This is a genomic window from Veillonella parvula, assembly GCF_042850485.1.
In the GTDB taxonomy this organism is placed as follows: domain Bacteria; phylum Bacillota; class Negativicutes; order Veillonellales; family Veillonellaceae; genus Veillonella; species Veillonella parvula_Q.
Genome location: NZ_AP031417.1, coordinates 821834 through 843557 on the forward strand (window position 1 = coordinate 821834; position 21724 = coordinate 843557).

Genomic DNA, 21724 nt, shown 5'->3' on the forward strand with positions numbered 1-21724 from the left:
ATCTACGAGGAAAGGAGGACATATGCCATCTGAAGAATTACTAGAGAAGGTCAGTCATTTGCCGACCACACCAGGTGTGTATTTATGGCGCGATCAATATAACCGTATCATCTATGTAGGTAAAGCCATTAACTTGCGCAACCGCGTACGTTCCTATGTGCGTAATGATGCGAACCGAGCGCCGAAGGTTGCGGCCATGATGAAGCGAGCCGTCGATGTGGAGATTATCCAAACAAAGACGGAGATGGAAGCGCTTATTTTAGAGAATACGCTTATTAAGGAGCACGAGCCTAAATACAATATTAGGCTTCGTGATGATAAAACGTATCCGTACGTTAAAATCTCAGTACAAGAGGATTACCCACGTGTATATATGACGCGTCGACTAGAACGCGATGGGGCCAAGTACTTTGGCCCTTTTACAGATGTAACATCAGTTCATGTAGTACTAAAATTGATTCGTCAGTATTATCCTTTGCGTACCTGTAAATCTATGAAGGTAGAGAGACCGTGTTTACAGTACCATATGCATTACTGTGAAGCACCGTGCTTTAACAAGATTTCCGTATCGGATTATGGAAAGTATATCGATGAAATCATAGAACTCTTTGAAGGTAAGCCTATCCCTTTGCTGAAGGAAATTAAAGAGAAGATGGAGCTTGCTGCAGAAGACTTACGCTTTGAAGATGCAGCACGCTATCGAGATCAGCTAACTAGTATAGAAAAAATCCAAGAAAAACAGCGCATGGTTACACAGCGTGGCGACTTAGACGTGTTAGGTATTGCAGTGGATACCTCGATGGCTTGTGTACAGTTATTATTCATCCGTGGTGGCCGACTATTAGGCCGTGAGAACTACTTTGTACAACATGATGGAGATAGTCAAGAAACTATCATGACGGACTTTATCAAGCAATACTATGGAGATACAAACTTCATTCCAAAGGAATTATTATTACCTATGGATAGCACCGATAGAGACTTGTTAAAGGAATGGTTTACACAGCTTAAAGGTCAGAATGTAGACGTATCTGTGCCACAGCGTGGTTATAAGATGGACATGATTAAAATGGCTCATGAGAATGCAGAAACCTTCCTAGAAGAGCGTCGTCGTCAGTGGCAACACCAAATTGATAAGACCGGTGGGGCTGTTAAAAAATTAGCTGAAGTCCTAGACTTGCCGCGATTACCAGAGCGTATGGAATGTTTCGATATTTCCCATACACAAGGGGCCGAAACGGTGGCGTCTATGGTTGTCTTTGAAGGCGGTAAGCCTGCGAAGAAGGAGTATCGTCGTTTTAAATTGAAAACTACGCAAGGTAAACCTGATGACTTTAAGTCTATGGCTGAAATTATGGAACGACGCTATGGTAATGAAACAGATTGGCCTATGCCAGACCTCATTATTATCGATGGTGGTAAAGGTCAGCTCAATGCAGCATTGCCGTTGATTCGCAGTGTAGGTGTTACCGATGTACCTGTTATTTCTTTAGCTAAGCGTATTGAAGAGGTCTTTGTAGAAGGACAATCTGAAAGCATCATCTTAAGCCATCACACACCAGAGCTTCAATTGCTTCAACAAATACGTGATGAAGCCCATCGCTTTGCCATTACATACCATCGTAAGCTTCGTGGAAAACGTAATTTAGAATCTATTCTAGATCACATTGAAGGTATTGGGCCTAAGCGCCGAAAGGCATTATGGGCTCATTTCAATAGTTTAGAAGCCATGAAAGAGGCATCTATTGATGAGCTTTCAAAGGTGGAATCTATGAACTATAAGACGGCAGAAACACTATATAATTTCTTCCGCATGTCTAAGGTAGAAAAACAAGATATGTTGAAATAAAAAAGAGCATCTTATTTGAGATGCTTTTTTACTGTATAAGTATGTTATTTATTTTGGTTGACGCTGGATGTACCAAGTACGCCAAGTGAACAATACACCTGCTACTAGTACGCTAGCGAGTAACCCAATCCATACGCCAAATGGTCCGTAATTAGGATTATTAGCGAGAATATAGGCGGTTGGGAAGCATACGCCCCAATAGGATATGAGGGAGATATAAAGAACTACTTTTACATCTTTATAGGCTCTCAATATACCTTGTAAAGGGGTTCCGATGGCATCGATAGCAGAGAAGAATACACCGTATCCAAGGAAACTGTAGATAAGCTTGTATACTTCATCATCATTTGTAAAGAGATTTGCAATAGCATCCATATTAGTAAACGTAAATGTACAAATCATGATAGCCAATACAATGGCTAAGATGCGAGAAATATAAGAGTACTGGATAGCCTCTTGTTTACGACCTGCCCCAAGTTCATAAGCAACTGCAATAGTAGAGGCCATAGCGATACTAAGAGGTAAACAGTAGAATACATTTGTAAAGGAAATAACAGATTGATGAGCAGCTACGACGGCGGATCCAAAGTGAACCATCAAGAGTCCAGCAATACTAAAAATACTAGCTTCTAAGAATATGGAAAAGCCAATAGGAATACCTATATGTAGCTGTTCGCGAATGTAGTGAAAACTTGGTTTACTGAAGTCTTTAAAGATACGATATCCCTTTAGCTTTGGATGTAATAGTAATACTAAGCTAAAGAGAATAAAGTTAGTCCAACAAGCACCGGCTATACCATAGCCAGCACCGACACCACCGATCTCTGGAAATCCGAAATGCCCAAAGATGAGTGCGTAGTTCAAAAATACGTTCACAATAAAGCTAGTAAATACGATGGCCATAGAATAATGTGTTAATCCATGACTGTCGACGGTATTGCGCAATGTATTAACCCAAAGTAGTGGGAATAGACCTATGGCAAATGCTTTCAGGTAACTAATACATACCTCAGCTGCAGCAGGTTCCAGATTTAATGCTGTCAGAAGAGGACGTAAGCCTAAGAGACCAATTATTAAAATGATACATGCTAGGCCTGTACCGATATAAAGACCTTGATAAAAGATTGTTGCAATATTATCAGTTTTCTTAGCTCCCAATAGCTGAGAAATAATTGGTGTGATACCTAACAATGTTCCTTGTGCAAAGATATAGAAGAGGAGCCATAAATTATACCCCGTAGCAACCCCAGCTAAATCTATTGTACTATATTGTCCCGTTAAAAAGATGGCTATAAATGTACCACCTATAAGGGAAAATTGCGTTATACACATAGGAGTAAATAGCTTAATGAACAACCATAACTTTTGTAATATAGAATATGTTTGATACATACTTACCTCCCTTATTAATGATATATTATACGATATCATAAAGTAGCCTAATTTAATAGATAAATTCCTTGAGATTTGGGAATTAAATATATAGTATTGATTAGTCTATTATGAATCTATAATTAATGATTTTTTATATCCTAGAACTTCCATTTGTAGTGTTATGCTTCTCATATTAATATGAATGGAGTATGCTAAAAATGAATATATATTTTACAAATTGAATTTTACACTACTGAACTATATCGATTATAATATATATACTACAGTTATATTCTAAGGAGGATACATTGGACATCTTATCTGTACAAGGTTTATTAGCGATGCTTCAGATCATCGTTATCGACATCTTACTTGCTGGCGACAATGCCATTGTAATTGGTATGGCAGCTCGTAACTTGCCAGCACATTTACAGAAGAAAGCCATCTTCTGGGGCACAGCCGGCGCTATTATTTTACGCCTTGTTATGGCATTCCTATTTGTAGAGGCATTGAACAATATTCCTGCACTTCGTTTAGTAGGTGGTATTCTCCTCTTATGGATCGGCTACAAGCTCGTTGCTGATGATGAAAGTGAGCATAATATCGAAGCTAAGGATAATTTACGCGCAGCCATTACAACTATTGTTATTGCTGACGGTATCATGGGTATCGATAATGTTATCGGTGTAGTTGGTGCTGCAGGTGGTCATATGACAATGGTAGCTATTGGTATGCTCATAACTGTACCAATCATCATTTATGGCAGTACTTTATTTGTGAAAGTCATCGAACGCTTCCCAATTATCCTATACGTTGGCGGCGGTATCCTTGGCTGGGTAGGTGCTGGTATGGCAGTAGAGGATACATTGATTGCTCATAGTGTTGAACCATATGCACTATTCATCAAAATTGCTGCAGTAATACTCGTAGTAGGGGCATCTTTGGTAGCTAAAAAGCTCAAGAAATAATAGAATATATCTCTTCTCCTAATCATAGGAGGAGAGATTTTTTTATGTAAACTCATACCTCTCTTTTTAGGTGAGAAAATAGAAAAATTATGGTATAGTTAAGGGATAGTTATTGAATTAGTAGACTGAATTGAGGTACGTACAGAATGGAATTTTTAGAAGTTGCCACGTGGGTAACCATTGGTAAAATAATTTTGATTGATATTTTATTAGCTGGCGATAATGCTGTAGTAATTGGTATGGCAGCAGGTAAGCTAGCTCCAGAACTACAAAAGAAAGCTGTTATCTGGGGTACAGTAGGTGCCATTGTAATGCGTCTCCTATTTGCTACTCTTTTAGTAGAGGCGCTTACTTTAGTTCCTCTTATTCACTTAGGTGGTGGACTTGTACTTGTATGGATTGCCATTCAATTATTAAAAGGTGGCGATGAAGATGCACATATCGAAGCTAAGAATTCATTAATGGGTGCCATTTGGACGATTATTGTAGCTGACGCTATGATGAGTATTGATAATGTCATCGGTGTAGTAGGGGCCGCTAGAGGTCATTTAGAGCTTGTTATTGCAGGTATGTTAATTACTGTTCCAATTATCGTATTTTGCTCTACATTATTTGCTCGAATTATTAATAAATTCCCTGCTATTCTTTGGGCTGGTGGTGCACTCCTTGGCTGGGTTGCAGGCGAAATGATTGTGGAAGATCCACTTCTTATGCCATATATTCAAGGTGAAGAATTACTCGTTAAATTCGGCACTGTATTCTTCGTTCTTATTGTGACAGGTATGATTAAAATTTGGAAGAAAAGAGACGCGTAATGAACGGTACAGGTCGTACATCTCGTAAACATAAATCGAAACAACAGAATAGAAGAGGGGCTCGTTCTAATCAAGGCCAGAACACTAGTGGTACAGTATCCAAAAAGCAACAAGCTATACTCAATGCACCTGTTAAAGTAGGTGATGAAGTGCTCGTTACAATTCACGGTATTGGTAGTAGCGGTGAAGGGGTAGGTCGTGTAGATGACTTTACTGTCTTTGTGCCTTTTGCCTTACCTGAAGAAACTGTGAAAGTAGCCATTGATATGGTTAAAAAAACCTATGCTACAGGGCGCCTCTTAGAAATTGTTACGATGGCTCCCAATCGTATCGATGCAAGTTGTGATCTTTATGGATTCTGTGGAGGCTGCCAACTGCAACATATTACCTATGAAGGACAGCTTTCACTAAAAACACAAAAGGTAAAGGACGTTATTGAACGCATTGGTCATCAAAATCCAGACCTTGTTAAGCCTACATTAGGACCTAAAGAACCATGGGCATATCGCAATAAGATGCAAATGCCTGTAGGCGGCACTAAAGGCGATATTCAAATGGGATTCTATGCGATGGGATCTCACGATATCGTGCAAGGTACAAACTGTCCTATTCAAGATGAAGGGAATAATATCATCGCTCAAGCGTGTTACCAAATCGCTAAAGAGTTTGACATTGAACCGTATGATGAACATACAGGCAAAGGTATACTACGCCATGTAATCGGTCGCATTGGACAATCTGGATGGATGATTATCCTTGTAACTGCTACAGACTACTTACCACACCGAGAAAAGTGGGTAGAAAAATTAACAGAACGAATTTCTCAAGTAGAAACTATTGTTCATAACGTAAATAGTAAGCGAACTAATGTTATATTAGGACCTAAAAATAATATCCTCTATGGTGATGGGACGATTACAGACCATATTAAGGACTTACAGTTTACATTGTCCCCACATTCATTCTTCCAAGTTAATCCAGAACAAACTACAGTACTTTACGACCAAGCTCTTGAGTATGCAGGCCTTAAAGGTGATGAAACCGTTATCGATGCGTATTGTGGTACGGGTACCATTTCACTGTTTTTGGCTCATAAAGCGAAACATGTTATCGGCATTGAGATCGTAGAGCCAGCCATTATCAATGCTCGTGAAAATGCCCGAAATAATGGCTATGACAATACTGAATTCATCGTCGCTGATGCGGCCGTAGAAATGCCAAAACTCTACAACGCTGGCGTACGACCAGACGTCATCGTATTCGATCCAATTCGAGCAGGCTGTAAAGAAGAAGTACTAACCTCTGCAGCTAGCATGGAACCAAAACGCATTGTCTACGTATCCTGTAACCCAGCCACCATGGCTCGAGACATTGAAATTCTCACACACTACGGCTATGAACTACAAGAAGTACAACCAGTAGACATGTTCCCAATGACCGCTCATGTCGAAGCGGTGGCTTTGCTTACTAGGAATAACGTGACGCAGTGAGCATTAGCACTGGGCAGGGATGTCCAAGAATTAGAGCGAAGTGAAGAATGATTGGCTGCGTGCTACTGTAAACTGAAGTCCCAACATATAGATCTAATATAATTATTAAAATAGTGTAGACGAATTAAAATTTTTTGGAGGCACAGGTTATGGCTTCAAGTAAAGAATATTTAGATTTTATTTTAGAACAACTATCAGAGTTGGAAGAAATAACATATAGATCAATGATGGGAGAATACATTGTTTATTATCGCGGAAAAATTGTTGGTGGAATTTATGATGATAGGTTCTTAGTGAAACCTGTTAAATCCGCAATAGCATATATGCCAAATGCAAAGTATGAGTTACCATATGATGGAGCAAAGGAAATGCTATTGGTTGATGATGTTGACAACAAAGAATTTTTAAATGGCTTATTTAATTCAATGTATGATGATTTACCTGTACCAAAACTAAAGAAATAATCAAATTTGAATTTAAGGGGGGATTTTTATGTCTACAATTAAAATTGAAAACCTCAATTTCTCATATTATGGTTATGTAAACCCTGTATTTGAAAATGTATCATTTTCATTTGATACAAACTGGAAAATAGGATTGATAGGAAGAAATGGAATAGGTAAATCAACTCTATTTAAGTTACTTTTAAATCAAGAAACTTATCAAGGTAAAATAAGTCAGGATGTTGATTTTATTAAATTCCCACCCAATTTAAGTGATACTTCAAAATTAGGAATTGAGTTATATAAAGAACTAATATCGGATGAGGAAGAATGGAGATTATTTAGAGAACTTAATTTGCTAAATGTAGATGAGAACCTTGTTTACAGGGGATTTGAAACGCTTTCTTTAGGAGAACAAACAAAAATTCTTTTAGCTATTTTATTTACAAGAGAAGATGGTTTTTTACTTATAGATGAACCAACAAACCATTTAGATATGGACGGGAGAAAAATTGTAAGTGAATATCTGAAAAATAAAAAAGGTTTTTTACTTATATCTCATGATAGAGACTTTTTAGATGGCTGTATCAATCATGTTATTTCGATTAACAGAAACTCTATTGATGTTCAATCAGGAAATTTTACATCATGGCATGAAAACAAATTGATGAAAGATCAATTTGAAATTAGTGAAAACGAAAAATTAAGAAAAGATATTAAACGATTAAAAGAAGCTGCAAGACAAAGTAAAAACTGGTCTTATAAAATTGAAAATACCAAAAACGGTGTAAAAGTATCAGGTGTAAAGCCGGATAAGGGACATATAGGTCATCAGTCAGCCAAGATGATGAAAAAATCTAAGAATTTAGAGAATAGACAAAATAAGGCAATAGAAAAAAAACAAAATTTACTAAAAGATATTGAAACAAAGGAAAGTCTATTATTGCATCCATTACATCACCACAAAAATTCTCTAATATTGGTTAGAAATTTATCATTATATTATGGAGAAAGACAGATATTAAGCGATGTAAATTTTGATATAAAGCAGGGAGATATAGTGGCTATATATGGGGGTAATGGTAGCGGAAAATCAACCTTAATTAAAATTTTATTAGGTTTAAATCACGAGTACGTAGGTGATGTAAAATTAGCAAGTAATTTAAAAATATCATATATTCCCCAAGATACATCAAATTTAACAGGCCACCTAAATGAGTATATTCATAAGCAAGGTGTTGATGAAACATTGTGCAAAACAATTCTTAGGAAATTAGATTTTGCAAGAGAATTGTTTGAAATGGATATGAAGAACTATAGCGATGGACAAAAAAAGAAAGTTTTAATTGCTGTAAGTTTATCAAAGCCGGCTCATATATTTGTTTGGGACGAACCATTAAATTATATAGATGTAATATCAAGGATACAGATTGAGGAAATTATAAAAGAAGCAAAACCTACACTTATATTTGTGGAACACGATAAGAGGTTTGTAGAAGATATAGCTAATAAAACAATACGATTATAAACTAAATAACAACTCTCAGTTTGTCGAGGTAATACCTTTTAACGATAACCTTATGCTATCGTTAAAAAGTATGTGGATATATTCCCACATACAAACGCAACTACTTGATATACTTGGTGTTCACTTAATCAACGTTTAGGCGCTGGCTTTGATTTCTAGAAGCGAAGCGACGCAGTAAGCATTAGCACTGGCCATGGATTACAGTTTTAGCTCTAATTATGTGAGGAATATTATGGATTTTATACATGATAGAAAGAGTAACATCCTTTTTAGTCTTTATGGTAGTAAAGTAAGTAGAATCAGAATTCATAATAGAACATTGACGTTAACAGTTGACGAATTATATCAATTGGTAGATGGTGAAGAAAGAGCATTTTCTGGTGAAATATCTTTTAAAGACTGTGATGTGGACTTATGTAAGGTACTAATATTTAACAAAACCTTAGGTGAAGGTCGATTTAATGGAAAGTCCATTTGTTTACGTGATTTTATGAATGAGTATGTAGACTCAGAATTTGAAATAATTACGGAAGGATATTTTGCCAATACAACTACATATACAGGTTGGCTTTGGATTGATGAAAAACCTCCAGTATCTGTCATTATGTATATTTGGAATAGCGGGGATATGGTGTATCATGTAAAAAAATAACCCTATTTTTTTACCGATAAAATTATGCTAGATATAGGGAAGAGAAAGATTGATATAATATTTTATAGGTATTGAGAGCGTAGAGGAATCCAGTATTAACTCTCATGATAACGCACGATATAATGGATTTGCACACTAGGAATAAAGAAATAAAATAATACCTTGTATTATAAGTTTATGGAGTTAACTATATATGGCCTGGCTAAAACCAATGGATTATAAAAAACAAGAGTATATGGAGTTAAGGCTTAATGCACCGTTAGGTGAGCATATACGCTTAGATTTTAATCCTCTAAAAGTTACTGATACCTCTAATTCCTCACCAAATTGGAAGGATTGGCATTGTTATAGGAAGCCATTACGAGTTTATAGTCCAGATTTTGATGTTTTAGTTTCTTATTTTAATCAAGTATATCCTATTATAGATGCATCAGATAATACTGAAAGAGATAGCGTTGACGTATGCTTTGATAATTGGATTAAACAAGATGATTGGATTAAAATAATTCATAATATTGAAGTTGATCTTATAAACTTTAGTAAAGATGCATTAGAGTTTTAAACTCATGTATTGCTTGGGAAAAGGAAATACTTTAATATACATCTGTTATAGTTATTGAAAGTAATCTTTAAAAGAAATACAGTACTATTTAGGAGGACTTTTACAATTTTGAAACCTAGAGAGTTATGTGAAAAAGCTTGGCAGGAGATAGCAAGTAAATTTCTTGATTTTAAGGTAGTTAGTAAAGGTCAGAAGTTAAAGAAAACCTCTAAGAATAAAGACCTCATCTTTGAAATCTACTTTCAAGCTAATAGAAATAACTATGCAGATAGCGTAGAGTTTGTTCCACATATTGCCATTTATTCTAAATCTATGAAAAAAGCTAATATTCATAACGGGTTTGTATATGGCGGAGAATTAGGTCGTTTGTTAAATAGAACGGAATGGCATTGGTATCAATTAGCAGGTGCTAGCTATCAATATACTGTAGATGAAGTTAGCAAGTTATGTGAGGAATATATAATACCGCTATTTGCAGGTTTTGAAGATACAGAACGTAATATTGAAAAACTTATAGAGGGAGATATAAACGATTATAATCTACCATATTATATTTATCATTATGGTGGAAAAGATAAAGCTCAACAATATTTTAATAAAATAATCAAAAATTCTGAGTTAAGAAGTATGTATATTGACTTTTATAATCAGTTGAAAGACATGCCAAAAGAAAATATTTCATTAGATAAAAGTGAGTTTTATGGCTCTGCTATGATTAAATTTGCATATCTTCATGGAATTGAAATAGAAAAATAATAATTAAGCCCTTCGCTTATACGAAGGGCTTTTACTATACACTCATACTTATAAATGTAATATAATGTAATTAGTGATAATCATTTTAAATATATAGTTCATGGGAGAGTGACATGATACAGTTAAAAGATTTAGGTACATTTGAATCTGTGCCTCATATCGTAACAGATATTGTAACAGGAAATATTAGCGCTTTAGAAAATGCATTAGCCAATGGTTGGGATATTAATATACCTATAGAAATTGGTGAGTATAGTGAGCATACACCTTTAGAATTAGCTCTTGTTATGTGTTGCTTGCCAAGTATTCAATGGTTAGTGGAGAATGGCGCTAATCTTAATGATGAAGAAAATCCAAGTTTCTTATTAGCTGTACGGTATGGTAATAAAGAGATTATCGACTATGTTGTGACTCATGGTGCTAATTTTCACGCCTTGAACCGTGTAAAAGTAGATGCCTTTCGAGCTGCCTTATATGGCAAGAAATATAATCATTTACAGATTATTCATGACTTAGGCCATACGGTACAGAAGTATGGCGGTAAAGCTTTCAGAAATGCCATTACAGATAGAAATTATGAGGTTCTAGATTTCTTTATTCATAATGGTGTAGATATTAACTACAATAAGCCTGATTCTGTATATCCCTTTAAGCCAACGCCATTGTGCGTAGCAGCACGGTATGTAGATTTAAAGATGTGTAAATACTTGGTAGAACATGGCGCTGACGTGACCATCACGGAAAAGGATGGTATGCGCGCCTATAGCATTGCTATTGAAAAAGGCGATATGGAAATGGCAGAGTATTTTAAATCCTTAGAGCCTGCTGAGTTTCATGATATACAAAATAAAATGGATCAGTTAAAGCCATTTAAATTACCAAAAGCATTAGTGAATTTTTTAGCGGGCGAACAACTTTACTTTGAATTGCCAGACTCCGATTTTATATCTATAGAGTTCTTCCCACTTATTGATACGATTCCATTTAAATTAGGTCGTCGTAATCTATTGCGTTTATCTAAAGAACTGGGCGAGTATAACGAGTGGCAAATTGTATGGGACCCTAAAACTAAAAAGATTTCTTGTTATGATGTAGAACATCAAGAACTACGAGAGCTTTGTAAATTTGATGAGTTTATGTCCGATATGGCAGGTCAATTAGAAACCTTGTTTTAGGGTATATCGTAAAGGAGAGGCAATACATATGACAGATACATTTGAGAAAACATATACGGATTGGTCCATTGATGTAGGTACCTATAAATATGAATGTATTACACTGAATGAAGTTGAACAAAATCTGTATGCTATTGAGGACCAAGAGCAAGACTTTGTAGTTATTTCTCCATCAAAGCCAATCGCCATAGATAATAAACTATATAACTTTGTACAGGTTTGTAGTGATCAAGATACCGATTTATTACATATAGAGCTTAGTGTAACTAATGATGGTGACCGAGGCGCCATCATATATGGTAAGAATGAGCTGGGCCATCAAGAGGTATTACAAATAATAGAAGATTTTATTGCTCATCATAAGGTGCCATCATTAGATGATTGGGAAATCGTGTTAGATTTAAGACCTGAGATAGAAAGCCTGTAAAGGATACTGTGGAGCTTATTATGCTATATACACCGAATAACCTTTTGTATAAGTATATTCGCTATCGATTTAGACGGATTCAGATTGAATGTAATATGGTATACGATGTAACACTAGAGGAAGAAGATGAGATTTGCCGTGATCTGTTAAAAAAGAGAGCGAAGATATTGATTCCAGTTGGCATATTATATGCATTGATCTTTGCTGTAAGTTTCGTTTGGCTATTAGGAACAAGTGAAGAATTAAATCCGCTAATGCAATGGGAACTAAGAGTTATTGACTATGTTATACCATTTTTAAATACCATTGATTTTAAGTGGTATGCGTATTCACTGAATTTATTGTGGGCAGCCCTTATATTGGCCCCTATCGGGATTATAAATGTATGTCCTTATATCATTTTTTCCTATATTATAGATACTATTTTGATACGGCGTGAGGTGAAAGCTTTAATAAAAAAATATTCTATTGATGACATAAAATGTGGTTAGATTATATCTATTTGGCTAGGAGAGAGTATTATGAGTAATCTAAAAGATTTTAATTGGACTGGATTTTGGAAAGACACCGATTATGCATTTGAGTCCTATATAGGTAGAGATGTTACCGATGAGGATATTAAGAATGCTGAAGCTGAACTAGGCTATATATTGCCTACAGCATATATAGAGCTACTTAAAAACCATAATGGTGGTGTAGTAAATAAGAATTGTTTTATTAACGATGATGACGATTGTGTATATATAACAGGAATATATGGCATCGATAGAGATAAAAAATACTCTCTTTTAGGTGAGATGGGTAATGAATTTTGGATTTCAAAAGTAAAATATCCCCCTATCGGTATCGTTGTAGCCGATACAATTTCCGGCGGACACGACATGATTTTCCTCGATTATCGTGAGTGCGGTCCAATCGGTGAACCTAAGGTAGTTCGTGTAGACCAAGAATGTGATTACTCAATTACTCTGTTAGCAGATAACTTTGGTGACTTTATTAAGAACTTATATTTCAGTATAGAAGACATTACGGATGAAGAGTTTCAAGAATTAAGTGATGTGGAAAAGGTTAAGCTCCTTAATGAACAAGAGGGTATCGATTTCAAGCGTGCGATGGAGTTATTAACTAATATAGGCATTGATAATTTGTCGCCTACATTGTTAAGCGCCTTAGGACGTATGTATAACAATACTGGCCGCGCAGCAGAGGCTATTGATTTATTTGAACGTATCGATGAGGCACATCGCGATTGGTCTTGGTATTATCGTTGTGGCTATGCTCATGGGATGCTAGGGTATGGTAAAAGCTATGAATCTGAACATGTACAGAAGGCATTACAATTAATAGAAACAGGCATAAAAATGACGAAAGAAGCCCATTTAGATAAACAGCTTGTCTGGTGCTGTGAAGTGGTAAAATATCACCTATTTAAAATTAAGCCAAAAGAGTACAAGGTGGATTATCCTTTGGTATATGAAACTATTAAGAATGTCTTTGATAAGAAAAATAGCAAAGATACTATAGAAGATAAAGTTACTACGGAAGGTAAAGTTACTGGAGATATTAATGAATGCGAAGAAGATGAGTATCCTACATATGATGTAGTACATTGGGTATTTAATAAGCAAACATATAGCAGAGAAGAGTTTTCTAAAGAATACAATAAAGAAGTAGAGAAATATGTAGATGATGAAGCAGACGACGATAGATTAGAAGAACCGGAAATTCTAGTAACCTATGAAGCTTGGATTGAAAGTACAGACCAACTTTTTGATAATGAACGTGTAACCGATGAAGAACTATTTGAAGAGGATAAAGAAGATGGTATGTGGCAAGTAGAAATCATGGCTCATCTTGTAGCTGATAATGGTAAATATTTTACAAGAGAAGAGTTGCTCTTTAAATTGCATAATCTAATGGCTAATAAAGAACTAGGTGATCACGTATTCTTTGAAGGTATTGAATACGAAGGCCATGAATGTGAAGGTTACGGGCTTATAGATAACGAAGATGGTATACCTGTATTCTATACATGCTGTGGTAGCTAACTAATAGATATATAATAGATTAGCCCTTCGCTTATGCGAGGGGCTTTTACTATATACTTAGAAAGTATATACTTCTGTGCTTTGGGCTACGTTATTTTATATAGTCTTCGTGTAAAATATTGAGAAAGTATTTTAGTAATTTTGAAATCAAAGCATTGTGATGAGAGAGAGGATGCCTATGAGTGAAAATGAACTCGTATATAATGAGAGATATTGTGATTATAGACTTCTTTATGAAGGTTTAGAATTCTGTTGGGATGAGAAACCATCAGGTGATTATTTAGATACTGTAAAAGTTCTTGCCAAAAATTACCATAAAAATATTGATAAGATTGCTGCTTTTATGCTTGAAGACATTCGAGAAATGTATGATGAATCTATTACTATAGATGATGTGAAAGAACGGATCGGTATCCCTCAAATTGATCCAGAGCTAGGTACTGTAACCTATTGTGAACAAACCTTTGATTATACGCATATATTTTGCTTTGAATTTTGGGACGATGAGTTTGAAGATTTAAATTACTTTGCTATTGATGGCTGATATATTGCCATAAAAATGGCAAAACAGCTACTTTAGATACATAGTTAGTTTGGTGTTGTGAAGTAGTAGAGTACTATTAACCTCTATTAGTTCAAAGGATGACAAGGAGGATTATCCTATGATTTTTGATGCCATAAAAAAACTGTTTAACAAGGATGAGAATACTGAGCAGATTGAATATCTCGGTACTGATAAAGATGGTAATAAAATATATGAAGGTTACTATCATGAGTTTAAGGGAATTCCTTGGGTTTTCAATAAAACTACTTATACTAGAGAAGAGTTTCTTAAGGCGTTTTATGAATGCTTAGAAGAGCATAATGTTAATCGTGATAATTTACCGCCATTAGTAGAGCCTGAAATTCTTGTAAGCTATGAAGCATGGATTGAAAGTAAAAGTCAGCTTCACTCTAATGAATACTTGTACGAAGACGATGAATTAGAAGAATACGATAAAGAAGATGGTATGTGGCAAGTTGAAATCTATGCTCGCCTAAAAGCAGATAATGGCCAGTACTTTACTACTGAAGAGCTTCTTTTCAAGCTACATAACTTAATGGCCAATAAAGAACTCGGTGATCATGTATTCTTTGAAAATCTAGCCTATGATGACCATGAATTCGATGCTGACGATGCCGACGATGTTTCTGATGATGATGAAGGTACTCCTGTATTTGTCGTATGGCTTGGTAGCTAGTAAATAGCTGTTTTGTTATAAACTATTATTTTAAAATTAGTCAGTTATTGTTTTGTGATTATTATTTTGTGTTGTTTGTTATTATTATGATAAGATGAGTTCATATACATATTAATGATATGAGGGGAAGTGTATTGTATGTCTATGAGTGTTGAGCAATTTTTATCTTTGTCTGATGCTGAACAGTTACAAACTATTAAAGATCTTAATGATATCGGTCAAGCGGAAATTATTATCGATGTATTGACGGAGGTTGGTATCGATAACTTATCTGTACCTTTATTAGGCGAGCTTGGTAGAGCCTATAACAATAACGATAAACCAGAAGAAGCTATTAAAGTATTTAAGACCATCGATACAGAATATAGAGATGCAGCGTGGTATTATCGCTGTGCTTACTCCCATGGCTCTATTGCTTCTACTAATCATGAGGCTTATACATCAGAGAACATGCAACAGATGTTAGCTTTAGTAGATAATGGTGTACAATTAGCTACTAAAGAAGGTCGCAATGATATAAAGGAATACTGCTTTGAAGTTATGGATATGTGCCGTTTACAAATGGATTTTGAAAAATGTGAAGTTGACTATCCTGATTTATGCTTAAACTATAGCAAGTATATAGCAGAGAAAAAGAAGAAAAGAGAAGGTGTACCTCGTCAACGAACAATTACTGTAGAAGAAATTTTAGCTACAGATGATATGTGGACAATAAATGAGCCTGCCTATTGGACTATCAATATTTATGTTTCCTATGATAACTATTTAGAATCTGCAAAAGGCTTCACCGTAGAGCAGAGATATCTTAACGCTATATGCTGGTATTTCGCTGAGGTTAATAATGGTGGGCATCATCAGTTCTTCTATAACTCTACAGGTATTGTATGGGAAGATGCTCTTACGGGCTTACGCCTCTTCAAGATGGATATACTAGCAGATAATTTACAATCCGTAATCGATTACTTTGGCGGTTCTGTTCCATTTAATAGAGAAGAACGATGGACCATTTTAAAAGAATGGGACGATGAGGTATTTGATTTTCTAGATGGAAAAGACGATGTAGTCTATGAATATGAAGGCATATTTGAAGATGTATTTGTACATGAACATCCTGAATTATTTGTATTTGATGGGACCTATACAGTCTCAGAATAAGATTGGTGTATAATTAACATGTATAGTTACTTTTACTATGATGTTTACTTTCACCAAATTATATTAGAGGTATTACATGTTAGATAAACAAGGCGTATATGATTGCCTACGTGACCATCATATCGATTTCGAAATTACGGATCACGCACCGTTATTTAGTATGGATGATAAGCCTAATGTAGAGTTGCCATATCCTGAGTGGGATGCAAAGAATTTATTCATTCGAGACCATAAACGGGAACATTATTATTTGATTACCGTTCGTGGATCTAAGCGTGTGGATCTAAAACAGTTCCGTAAGGATCATAAGCTTAAAAAGATTTCCTTTGGTTCCGAAGAAGAGCTATGGGATATTTTGAAGATTAAACCAGGTCACGTATCTCCATTCTGTTTACTTCACGATGAAGCACGGAAAGTTCATTACTATATTGATGCGGATTATAAAGATAATCTAATCGGTATACATCCAAATCAAAATGATGCTACCGTATGGCTACAGGGAAAAGACTTAGTTAAACTTATTGAAGAACATGGTACAATAGTAGAATATATTACATTGTAATCTTGAAGTACTTAGGAGCATTTAAGAACGTCTATGAATAGAACATTATTAAAACGTATGATAATTACATCTGCTATTGCTATATTAGGTGTTAGTACATCCTTTGCGGCACTTGTTATGGAACGAGATCAATCTGTAGATACAGCACCTAGTGTTAATATGTATCGATTCGAAGTTCCAGCAGAGTTACAAGGTATATATAATAATGTAGGTGTAGCTAATCTAACAGCATCTATGGAGAAAGAACCTAATACATTATCTATGAATGTAGCGCATGTAAAAGGCAATCCATCTGAGTCTTATGTAGTAGAGATTTATAAAGATTTGGCGGCCATTGAAACACATCGCAAATCCGATCATTATCAAGCCTTTGTTAATGAAGTAGGTTCTAAATTAACAAATCGTAAAATGTATGACTTACAGTCTGTACTATTGTTTGAGAAGAAAGATCCTTTATCTATTGTCAATGATGGTAAAGCAGTAGTGACTTTGACAGAGTTTACTGTTAATAGCAATGATATCGATACAGTACAACGTCAATACCAACTCGATATTGAACGGGCCGTACGTGATGATGAGGGTTATAAGGCCGGTTATGTGCTTCGCGAAAGAAATGCAAAAAATCATTGGTATGTTATTCAAATCTATAGCGATCAAGCAGCTCTCACTAAACATGTAAATAGTCCAGGCTATCGTTTCATGATGAGCCAAATCCAAGGTAGCCTACAAAATGTTACCACAAAGGTTTTAGATGGGGATGTCCTCGTCAACCATGGGGGTCAAGCATTTGTAAGACCTTAAAACTGAATATAATATAGTATAATATAATCACAGTAAAGTTACTGCTAGCATATAAAAATGTGCTAGCAGTTTTTTGTTATATATTAGGTGAACGTATAGTCTATACAAAAAGGAGTTACATATGACACAGCAAGAACGGTTACGCTATTTGGTTGAAGGCTTAGTAGCAGAATACAAAGAGAAGCATAACGAACATATAGAGATCCCTGTGATTGAAGAAGAGCAATTTACTCTCTTTAGATCTTTATGTAATATTCGTCCTGCTGGTGGAATGCCTCTTGAATGGATGAAGATAGAGTCTGAATATTTAAATATATTGGCCCATGAAAAGGGAATCGTAACCATTAATGATATGGAAGAGCGAGAGCCTCAGATTTATTTGTGGCAAGGAGATATTACTCGATTATCTGTAGACGCTATTGTAAATGCAGCCAATAATAAATTGCTCGGATGTTTTGCTCCAAATCATAAGTGTATCGATAATGAAATCCATACCTTTGCTGGTATAGAGCTTCGCATGGAATGTGCTAGAATGACTGAGTATATGGAGATGCCTGAAAAAACGGGTGTGGCTCGTATGACCTATGGGTATAATTTGCCCGCAAAGCATGTACTTCATACGGTAGGTCCTATTATTTATGAAAGTGTAACAGATAAGGAAAGAATTGAATTAGCTTCTTGCTATCAATCCTGTTTAAAGTTAGCTAATGCTTATAACTTACGCTCCATTGCATTCTGTTGTATTTCTACTGGTGAATTTAGATTCCCTAATGAAGAAGCAGCACAGATTGCCATAGATACGGTACGAACATATTTAAAAGAAACAAATAGTAAAATACAAGTGGTATTTAATGTATTTAAGGATATAGATTATGACATCTACAACGAATTATTGGGATAAATAATATACTCCTTTTGAAATTCATAAAAATACTGTATCATTTAATAATGACATACAAAATGGTATGTATGATTGGTTAGTTTTAGAAGGAGTTAATGTACTATGAATTATAAATACACCTATGAAAGCCCATTAGGAACTATGATTATGCTTGGTACATTATCATACTTAACAGATTTGTTTTTTATCGATGAAGATTATGCACCAAGTTATGATGATGCGGAGTATATAGAGCAACTAACAGGTCCATTTGAAGTAACTATTATGTGGCTAGATCAATACTTTAATGGTAAAAAGCCTTTTATTACACCACCGATTCAGTTAGAGGGGACAGAGTTCCGTAAGTCTGTATGGTCTATATTACAAACTATACCTTATGGTAAAACTACAACATATGGAGATATAGGTAAAGAGATTGCAAAACAGCAAGGAAAATATAGGATGTCTGCCCAAGCAGTAGGAGGTGCGGTAGGTCATAATCCTATTTCTATTATTATTCCATGCCATCGTGTTATCGGCAGCAATGGTAAATTGACGGGGTATGCAGGGGGCATTGAACGAAAACAATATATGCTAGACCTAGAGGCGAAGCATAAATGAGGTATAAATAAAGTAATAGTAAATATAAAATATAGATAATAATAAAAGAGATTACTTCTATGTATAGTCATATATACATATAGGTAATCTCTTTTTTATTTATTTATATTTAGTTGTAATGTAACTAGATATGATTATGTAAATAGATATCGTAATAATCAGAATACGGACAAATATAATAGGAACAAATATAATACTTTAATAAAGTACCTATGTTAAATAAATTTATTTTCTAAGGTTCCGATACCGCTTATGGAAACAGTAACTGTATCCCCTGGTTTTAACCAAGAGTATTTGCTTTCATTTTTACCTAATACTACACCACTAGGTGTACCTGTAAATATGATGTCACCTTCCTGGAGTGTCATATAGGATGATAAAAAGGCAATAATGTCATAAGGTTTAAAAATCATTTGTTCTAGTTTTGCTTGTTGACGTATTTCACCATTGACTGTTGTCGTAATAGTGGCACTTTCAAAGTCAAAATCATTAGGCGCAACAATAGTAGGACCAATAGGGGCAAAGTTGTCTAAGGATTTACCTAGAATCCATTGGGATCCTCTAAACTGCAAGCTACGAGCTGAAACATCATTTCCAATGGTATAGCCTAATATATGGTCTCTGGCCTGTTCACGAGATATATTTTTACCAGCCTTACCAATGACGATAACTAGTTCTCCTTCGTAATCATAATGAAGTTTTTTATCTTGAATGGGAACTATATCTTGATGTGACGCTAATGCATTAGATGTTTTCATAAAGATTTCTGGAAAATCATGTGTAGCAAGACTAGTTTCCTCTATATGGTCTGCATAGTTTAAACCGATACAGATAATGTTTTTGGGATTAGTAATTAGGGTACGGTTAGTAGATTCTTTCATGAGAGATACCTCCTTAAGAGATAAGATACATATATTGTAAGTTAATTATAATATAAATCGGTATGTAAAGAATATTTTTGACGAAATAATTATATAGAGGCATTTTTGTCACATCCTGTTTATTATACTTAAACAAAGTAATAAAAGGAGGAGTCCCTATGTATATGCATAGAAATGTGACAGATAAATTTATAGGTACCGTAGCATCTTGTGACATTATAAGTACGGGTAGCTGGTATGGTGATTTACCAGATGGCGTTCCAAAGGAAGTGAAATTAAATCGTAAAGATTACTATATTGAAGAGATACAACATATTTCTATCAAGGAAGCCATTAGTGTTGCCTATGGCATTAAATGGGGGCATATTTCGAAACCTGTAGAGGGGAAAATAGAATCCTTAACTACTAAGGAGTACTCAATTGACGAATCTAAAAAACAATATCTATTAGAGCTTATGGGGCGTAGATTTTCCGATGATATTGACCTATATGATGAGGATGAGTGTGCTGTCCAAGTGCAGCTCATCAACACTGAGGATCAGGAATTTATATATGAATTTCCTTTTGATAATACCCTGAGGGCCATGTCTATACTATACAGACAAATTCTAGGTATGTCTACATTACTTTTATTTGATGGAAATCGAGAAAAAGATAGAATTCAAGAGATTCATATTGAAGTGCAAAAAAATATGTACCAAGAATATGGTGACGTAAATACATTGAATTTTAATTGGAATGAGCCGTCTATTTCCATTGATTGTAATAGTAAGCAATTTGGTCACTCTAGCCATAGTCATAGCGAGTATGTAGATAATCAAATGATTCATCAATTGAAGCAAGATATTGACTTTCACATTGGCGAAACGCTATATAGTCTAGATTCCTTTAGTCTTAGTGAAAGCCATGACCTTGATAGAGACCCTGCTCGTGGTGGTATAGTAACAGTACGTATTAAATGGGTGCATAAAGAGGATACATTGTTTATAGGGAATCTAACAGATCAGTATGTGCCCACTTGGTATAAAAATCTAATTAATTTTATACATGCTCATACAAGAGATAAATCTTTACAAGAGTTTTTACAATCAAATCATATATCTGATAAAAGGATTTATACGTATTGTTCAGTATATATTTTTAAGATAAACCAGGAATTTTATTATCGTACTGATAGAAATGATATAAATGAAGGGGATATTGTAAAAGTTCCGTTTGGATCCGATAATGCGGTTCGTACTGGTCGTGTAGAATCTATTTCATATCATACGCGTTATGACGTACCTTATGATTTGAAACGAACTAAATTTATTATAGATAAAGACATAGAGATTATTTATGATACCAATCGTTATAGATATGATGATCCATATGATTTATAAGGCATCAAAATAAGTGGTATTCTATATTTTGTACTTACGTATACTTAACTTATTACATGTCTAAGTTCTGTTCTCTATAGAATATGTTGAAATAACTTGCTCATAGTGTTAAGA

General features: G+C 34.9%; 23 protein-coding genes. 21 read left to right on the top strand and 2 right to left on the bottom strand.

Going from position 1 to position 21724, the window contains the following annotated elements:
- Nucleotides 1–22: 22 nt before the first annotated feature.
- Nucleotides 23–1849: an excinuclease ABC subunit UvrC gene (gene uvrC / locus ACGHIY_RS03565; protein WP_129822917.1), complete on the top strand. Its 1827-nt coding sequence runs from the start codon at nucleotides 23–25 to the stop codon at nucleotides 1847–1849.
- Nucleotides 1850–1897: 48 nt separating this feature from the next.
- Here uvrC and ACGHIY_RS03570 read toward each other — a convergent pair whose 3' ends face one another.
- Nucleotides 1898–3241 carry an MATE family efflux transporter gene (locus tag ACGHIY_RS03570; protein WP_390525709.1) on the bottom strand — a complete coding sequence of 448 codons (1344 nt, stop codon included), beginning with the start codon at nucleotides 3239–3241 and terminating at the stop codon, nucleotides 1898–1900.
- Between the two features lie 290 nt (nucleotides 3242–3531).
- On the opposite strand from ACGHIY_RS03570, the gene ACGHIY_RS03575 reads away from it, so the two are divergent.
- From ACGHIY_RS03575 to ACGHIY_RS03665, 19 genes are all read left to right on the top strand, one after another.
- Nucleotides 3532–4191 (top strand): TerC family protein, encoded by a 660-nt coding sequence (locus tag ACGHIY_RS03575; RefSeq protein WP_024066711.1) that lies wholly within the window; start codon nucleotides 3532–3534, stop codon nucleotides 4189–4191.
- A 146-nt stretch (nucleotides 4192–4337) separates the two neighbouring features.
- Nucleotides 4338–5006: a TerC family protein gene (locus ACGHIY_RS03580; protein ID WP_155086946.1), complete on the top strand. Its 669-nt coding sequence runs from the start codon at nucleotides 4338–4340 to the stop codon at nucleotides 5004–5006.
- A complete protein-coding gene (rlmD, locus tag ACGHIY_RS03585; protein ID WP_024066713.1) occupies nucleotides 5006–6496 on the top strand; it encodes a 23S rRNA (uracil(1939)-C(5))-methyltransferase RlmD in 1491 nt (496 codons plus the stop codon). The genes ACGHIY_RS03580 and rlmD overlap by 1 nt, the downstream gene beginning before the upstream one ends.
- Nucleotides 6497–6645: 149 nt before the next feature.
- Nucleotides 6646–6960, top strand: coding sequence for a TfoX/Sxy family protein (locus ACGHIY_RS03590; RefSeq protein ID WP_024066714.1), 315 nt, complete (start codon nucleotides 6646–6648; stop codon nucleotides 6958–6960).
- A gap of 28 nt (nucleotides 6961–6988) precedes the next feature.
- Nucleotides 6989–8467, top strand: a complete 1479-nt coding sequence (locus tag ACGHIY_RS03595) for an Lsa family ABC-F type ribosomal protection protein (protein ID WP_024066715.1) — start codon at nucleotides 6989–6991, stop codon at nucleotides 8465–8467.
- 232 nt (nucleotides 8468–8699) lie between these two features.
- A complete protein-coding gene (locus ACGHIY_RS03600; protein ID WP_227283059.1) occupies nucleotides 8700–9119 on the top strand; it encodes a hypothetical protein in 420 nt (139 codons plus the stop codon).
- Nucleotides 9120–9312: 193 nt separating this feature from the next.
- Complete coding sequence (locus ACGHIY_RS03605; RefSeq protein ID WP_227283058.1) at nucleotides 9313–9681, top strand: BdrN protein; 369 nt, start codon at nucleotides 9313–9315, stop codon at nucleotides 9679–9681.
- A gap of 108 nt (nucleotides 9682–9789) precedes the next feature.
- A complete protein-coding gene (locus ACGHIY_RS03610; RefSeq protein WP_390525710.1) occupies nucleotides 9790–10437 on the top strand; it encodes a DUF4304 domain-containing protein in 648 nt (215 codons plus the stop codon).
- Between the two features lie 113 nt (nucleotides 10438–10550).
- The gene (locus ACGHIY_RS03615; RefSeq protein ID WP_005386941.1) at nucleotides 10551–11612 is read left to right on the top strand and encodes an ankyrin repeat domain-containing protein; all 1062 of its coding nucleotides are present in this window, start codon (nucleotides 10551–10553) and stop codon (nucleotides 11610–11612) included.
- A gap of 28 nt (nucleotides 11613–11640) precedes the next feature.
- Nucleotides 11641–12039 carry a bacteriocin gene (locus tag ACGHIY_RS03620; protein ID WP_273297879.1) on the top strand — a complete coding sequence of 133 codons (399 nt, stop codon included), beginning with the start codon at nucleotides 11641–11643 and terminating at the stop codon, nucleotides 12037–12039.
- Nucleotides 12040–12059: 20 nt separating this feature from the next.
- Nucleotides 12060–12530 carry a glycosyl transferase family 4 gene (locus tag ACGHIY_RS03625; RefSeq protein WP_390525711.1) on the top strand — a complete coding sequence of 157 codons (471 nt, stop codon included), beginning with the start codon at nucleotides 12060–12062 and terminating at the stop codon, nucleotides 12528–12530.
- Nucleotides 12531–12560: 30 nt separating this feature from the next.
- Nucleotides 12561–14087, top strand: a complete 1527-nt coding sequence (locus ACGHIY_RS03630) for an SMI1/KNR4 family protein (RefSeq protein WP_295198886.1) — start codon at nucleotides 12561–12563, stop codon at nucleotides 14085–14087.
- A gap of 178 nt (nucleotides 14088–14265) precedes the next feature.
- Nucleotides 14266–14631, top strand: a complete 366-nt coding sequence (locus ACGHIY_RS03635; RefSeq protein WP_195186011.1) for a hypothetical protein — start codon at nucleotides 14266–14268, stop codon at nucleotides 14629–14631.
- A 118-nt stretch (nucleotides 14632–14749) separates the two neighbouring features.
- Entirely contained in the window at nucleotides 14750–15328 is a 579-nt protein-coding gene (locus ACGHIY_RS03640; RefSeq protein WP_227283051.1) for a hypothetical protein, read from the top strand.
- Nucleotides 15329–15466: 138 nt separating this feature from the next.
- Complete coding sequence (locus ACGHIY_RS03645) at nucleotides 15467–16483, top strand: DMP19 family protein (protein ID WP_390525712.1); 1017 nt, start codon at nucleotides 15467–15469, stop codon at nucleotides 16481–16483.
- A gap of 76 nt (nucleotides 16484–16559) precedes the next feature.
- Nucleotides 16560–17045 carry a prolyl-tRNA synthetase associated domain-containing protein gene (locus ACGHIY_RS03650; protein ID WP_390525713.1) on the top strand — a complete coding sequence of 162 codons (486 nt, stop codon included), beginning with the start codon at nucleotides 16560–16562 and terminating at the stop codon, nucleotides 17043–17045.
- A 33-nt stretch (nucleotides 17046–17078) separates the two neighbouring features.
- A complete protein-coding gene (locus ACGHIY_RS03655; RefSeq protein ID WP_390525714.1) occupies nucleotides 17079–17846 on the top strand; it encodes a putative quinol monooxygenase in 768 nt (255 codons plus the stop codon).
- A gap of 121 nt (nucleotides 17847–17967) precedes the next feature.
- Nucleotides 17968–18747: a protein-ADP-ribose hydrolase gene (locus tag ACGHIY_RS03660; protein ID WP_390525715.1), complete on the top strand. Its 780-nt coding sequence runs from the start codon at nucleotides 17968–17970 to the stop codon at nucleotides 18745–18747.
- Nucleotides 18748–18849: 102 nt separating this feature from the next.
- Nucleotides 18850–19347, top strand: a complete 498-nt coding sequence (locus ACGHIY_RS03665; protein ID WP_390525716.1) for a methylated-DNA--[protein]-cysteine S-methyltransferase — start codon at nucleotides 18850–18852, stop codon at nucleotides 19345–19347.
- Between the two features lie 215 nt (nucleotides 19348–19562).
- On the opposite strand, the gene ACGHIY_RS03670 is transcribed toward ACGHIY_RS03665, so the two are convergent.
- Complete coding sequence (locus tag ACGHIY_RS03670) at nucleotides 19563–20228, bottom strand: fumarylacetoacetate hydrolase family protein (protein ID WP_390525717.1); 666 nt, start codon at nucleotides 20226–20228, stop codon at nucleotides 19563–19565.
- 158 nt (nucleotides 20229–20386) lie between these two features.
- Between ACGHIY_RS03670 and ACGHIY_RS03675 the strand changes: the two genes are divergently transcribed.
- The gene (locus ACGHIY_RS03675) at nucleotides 20387–21610 is read left to right on the top strand and encodes a hypothetical protein (RefSeq protein ID WP_390525718.1); all 1224 of its coding nucleotides are present in this window, start codon (nucleotides 20387–20389) and stop codon (nucleotides 21608–21610) included.
- The last annotated feature ends 114 nt before the right edge of the window (nucleotides 21611–21724 follow it).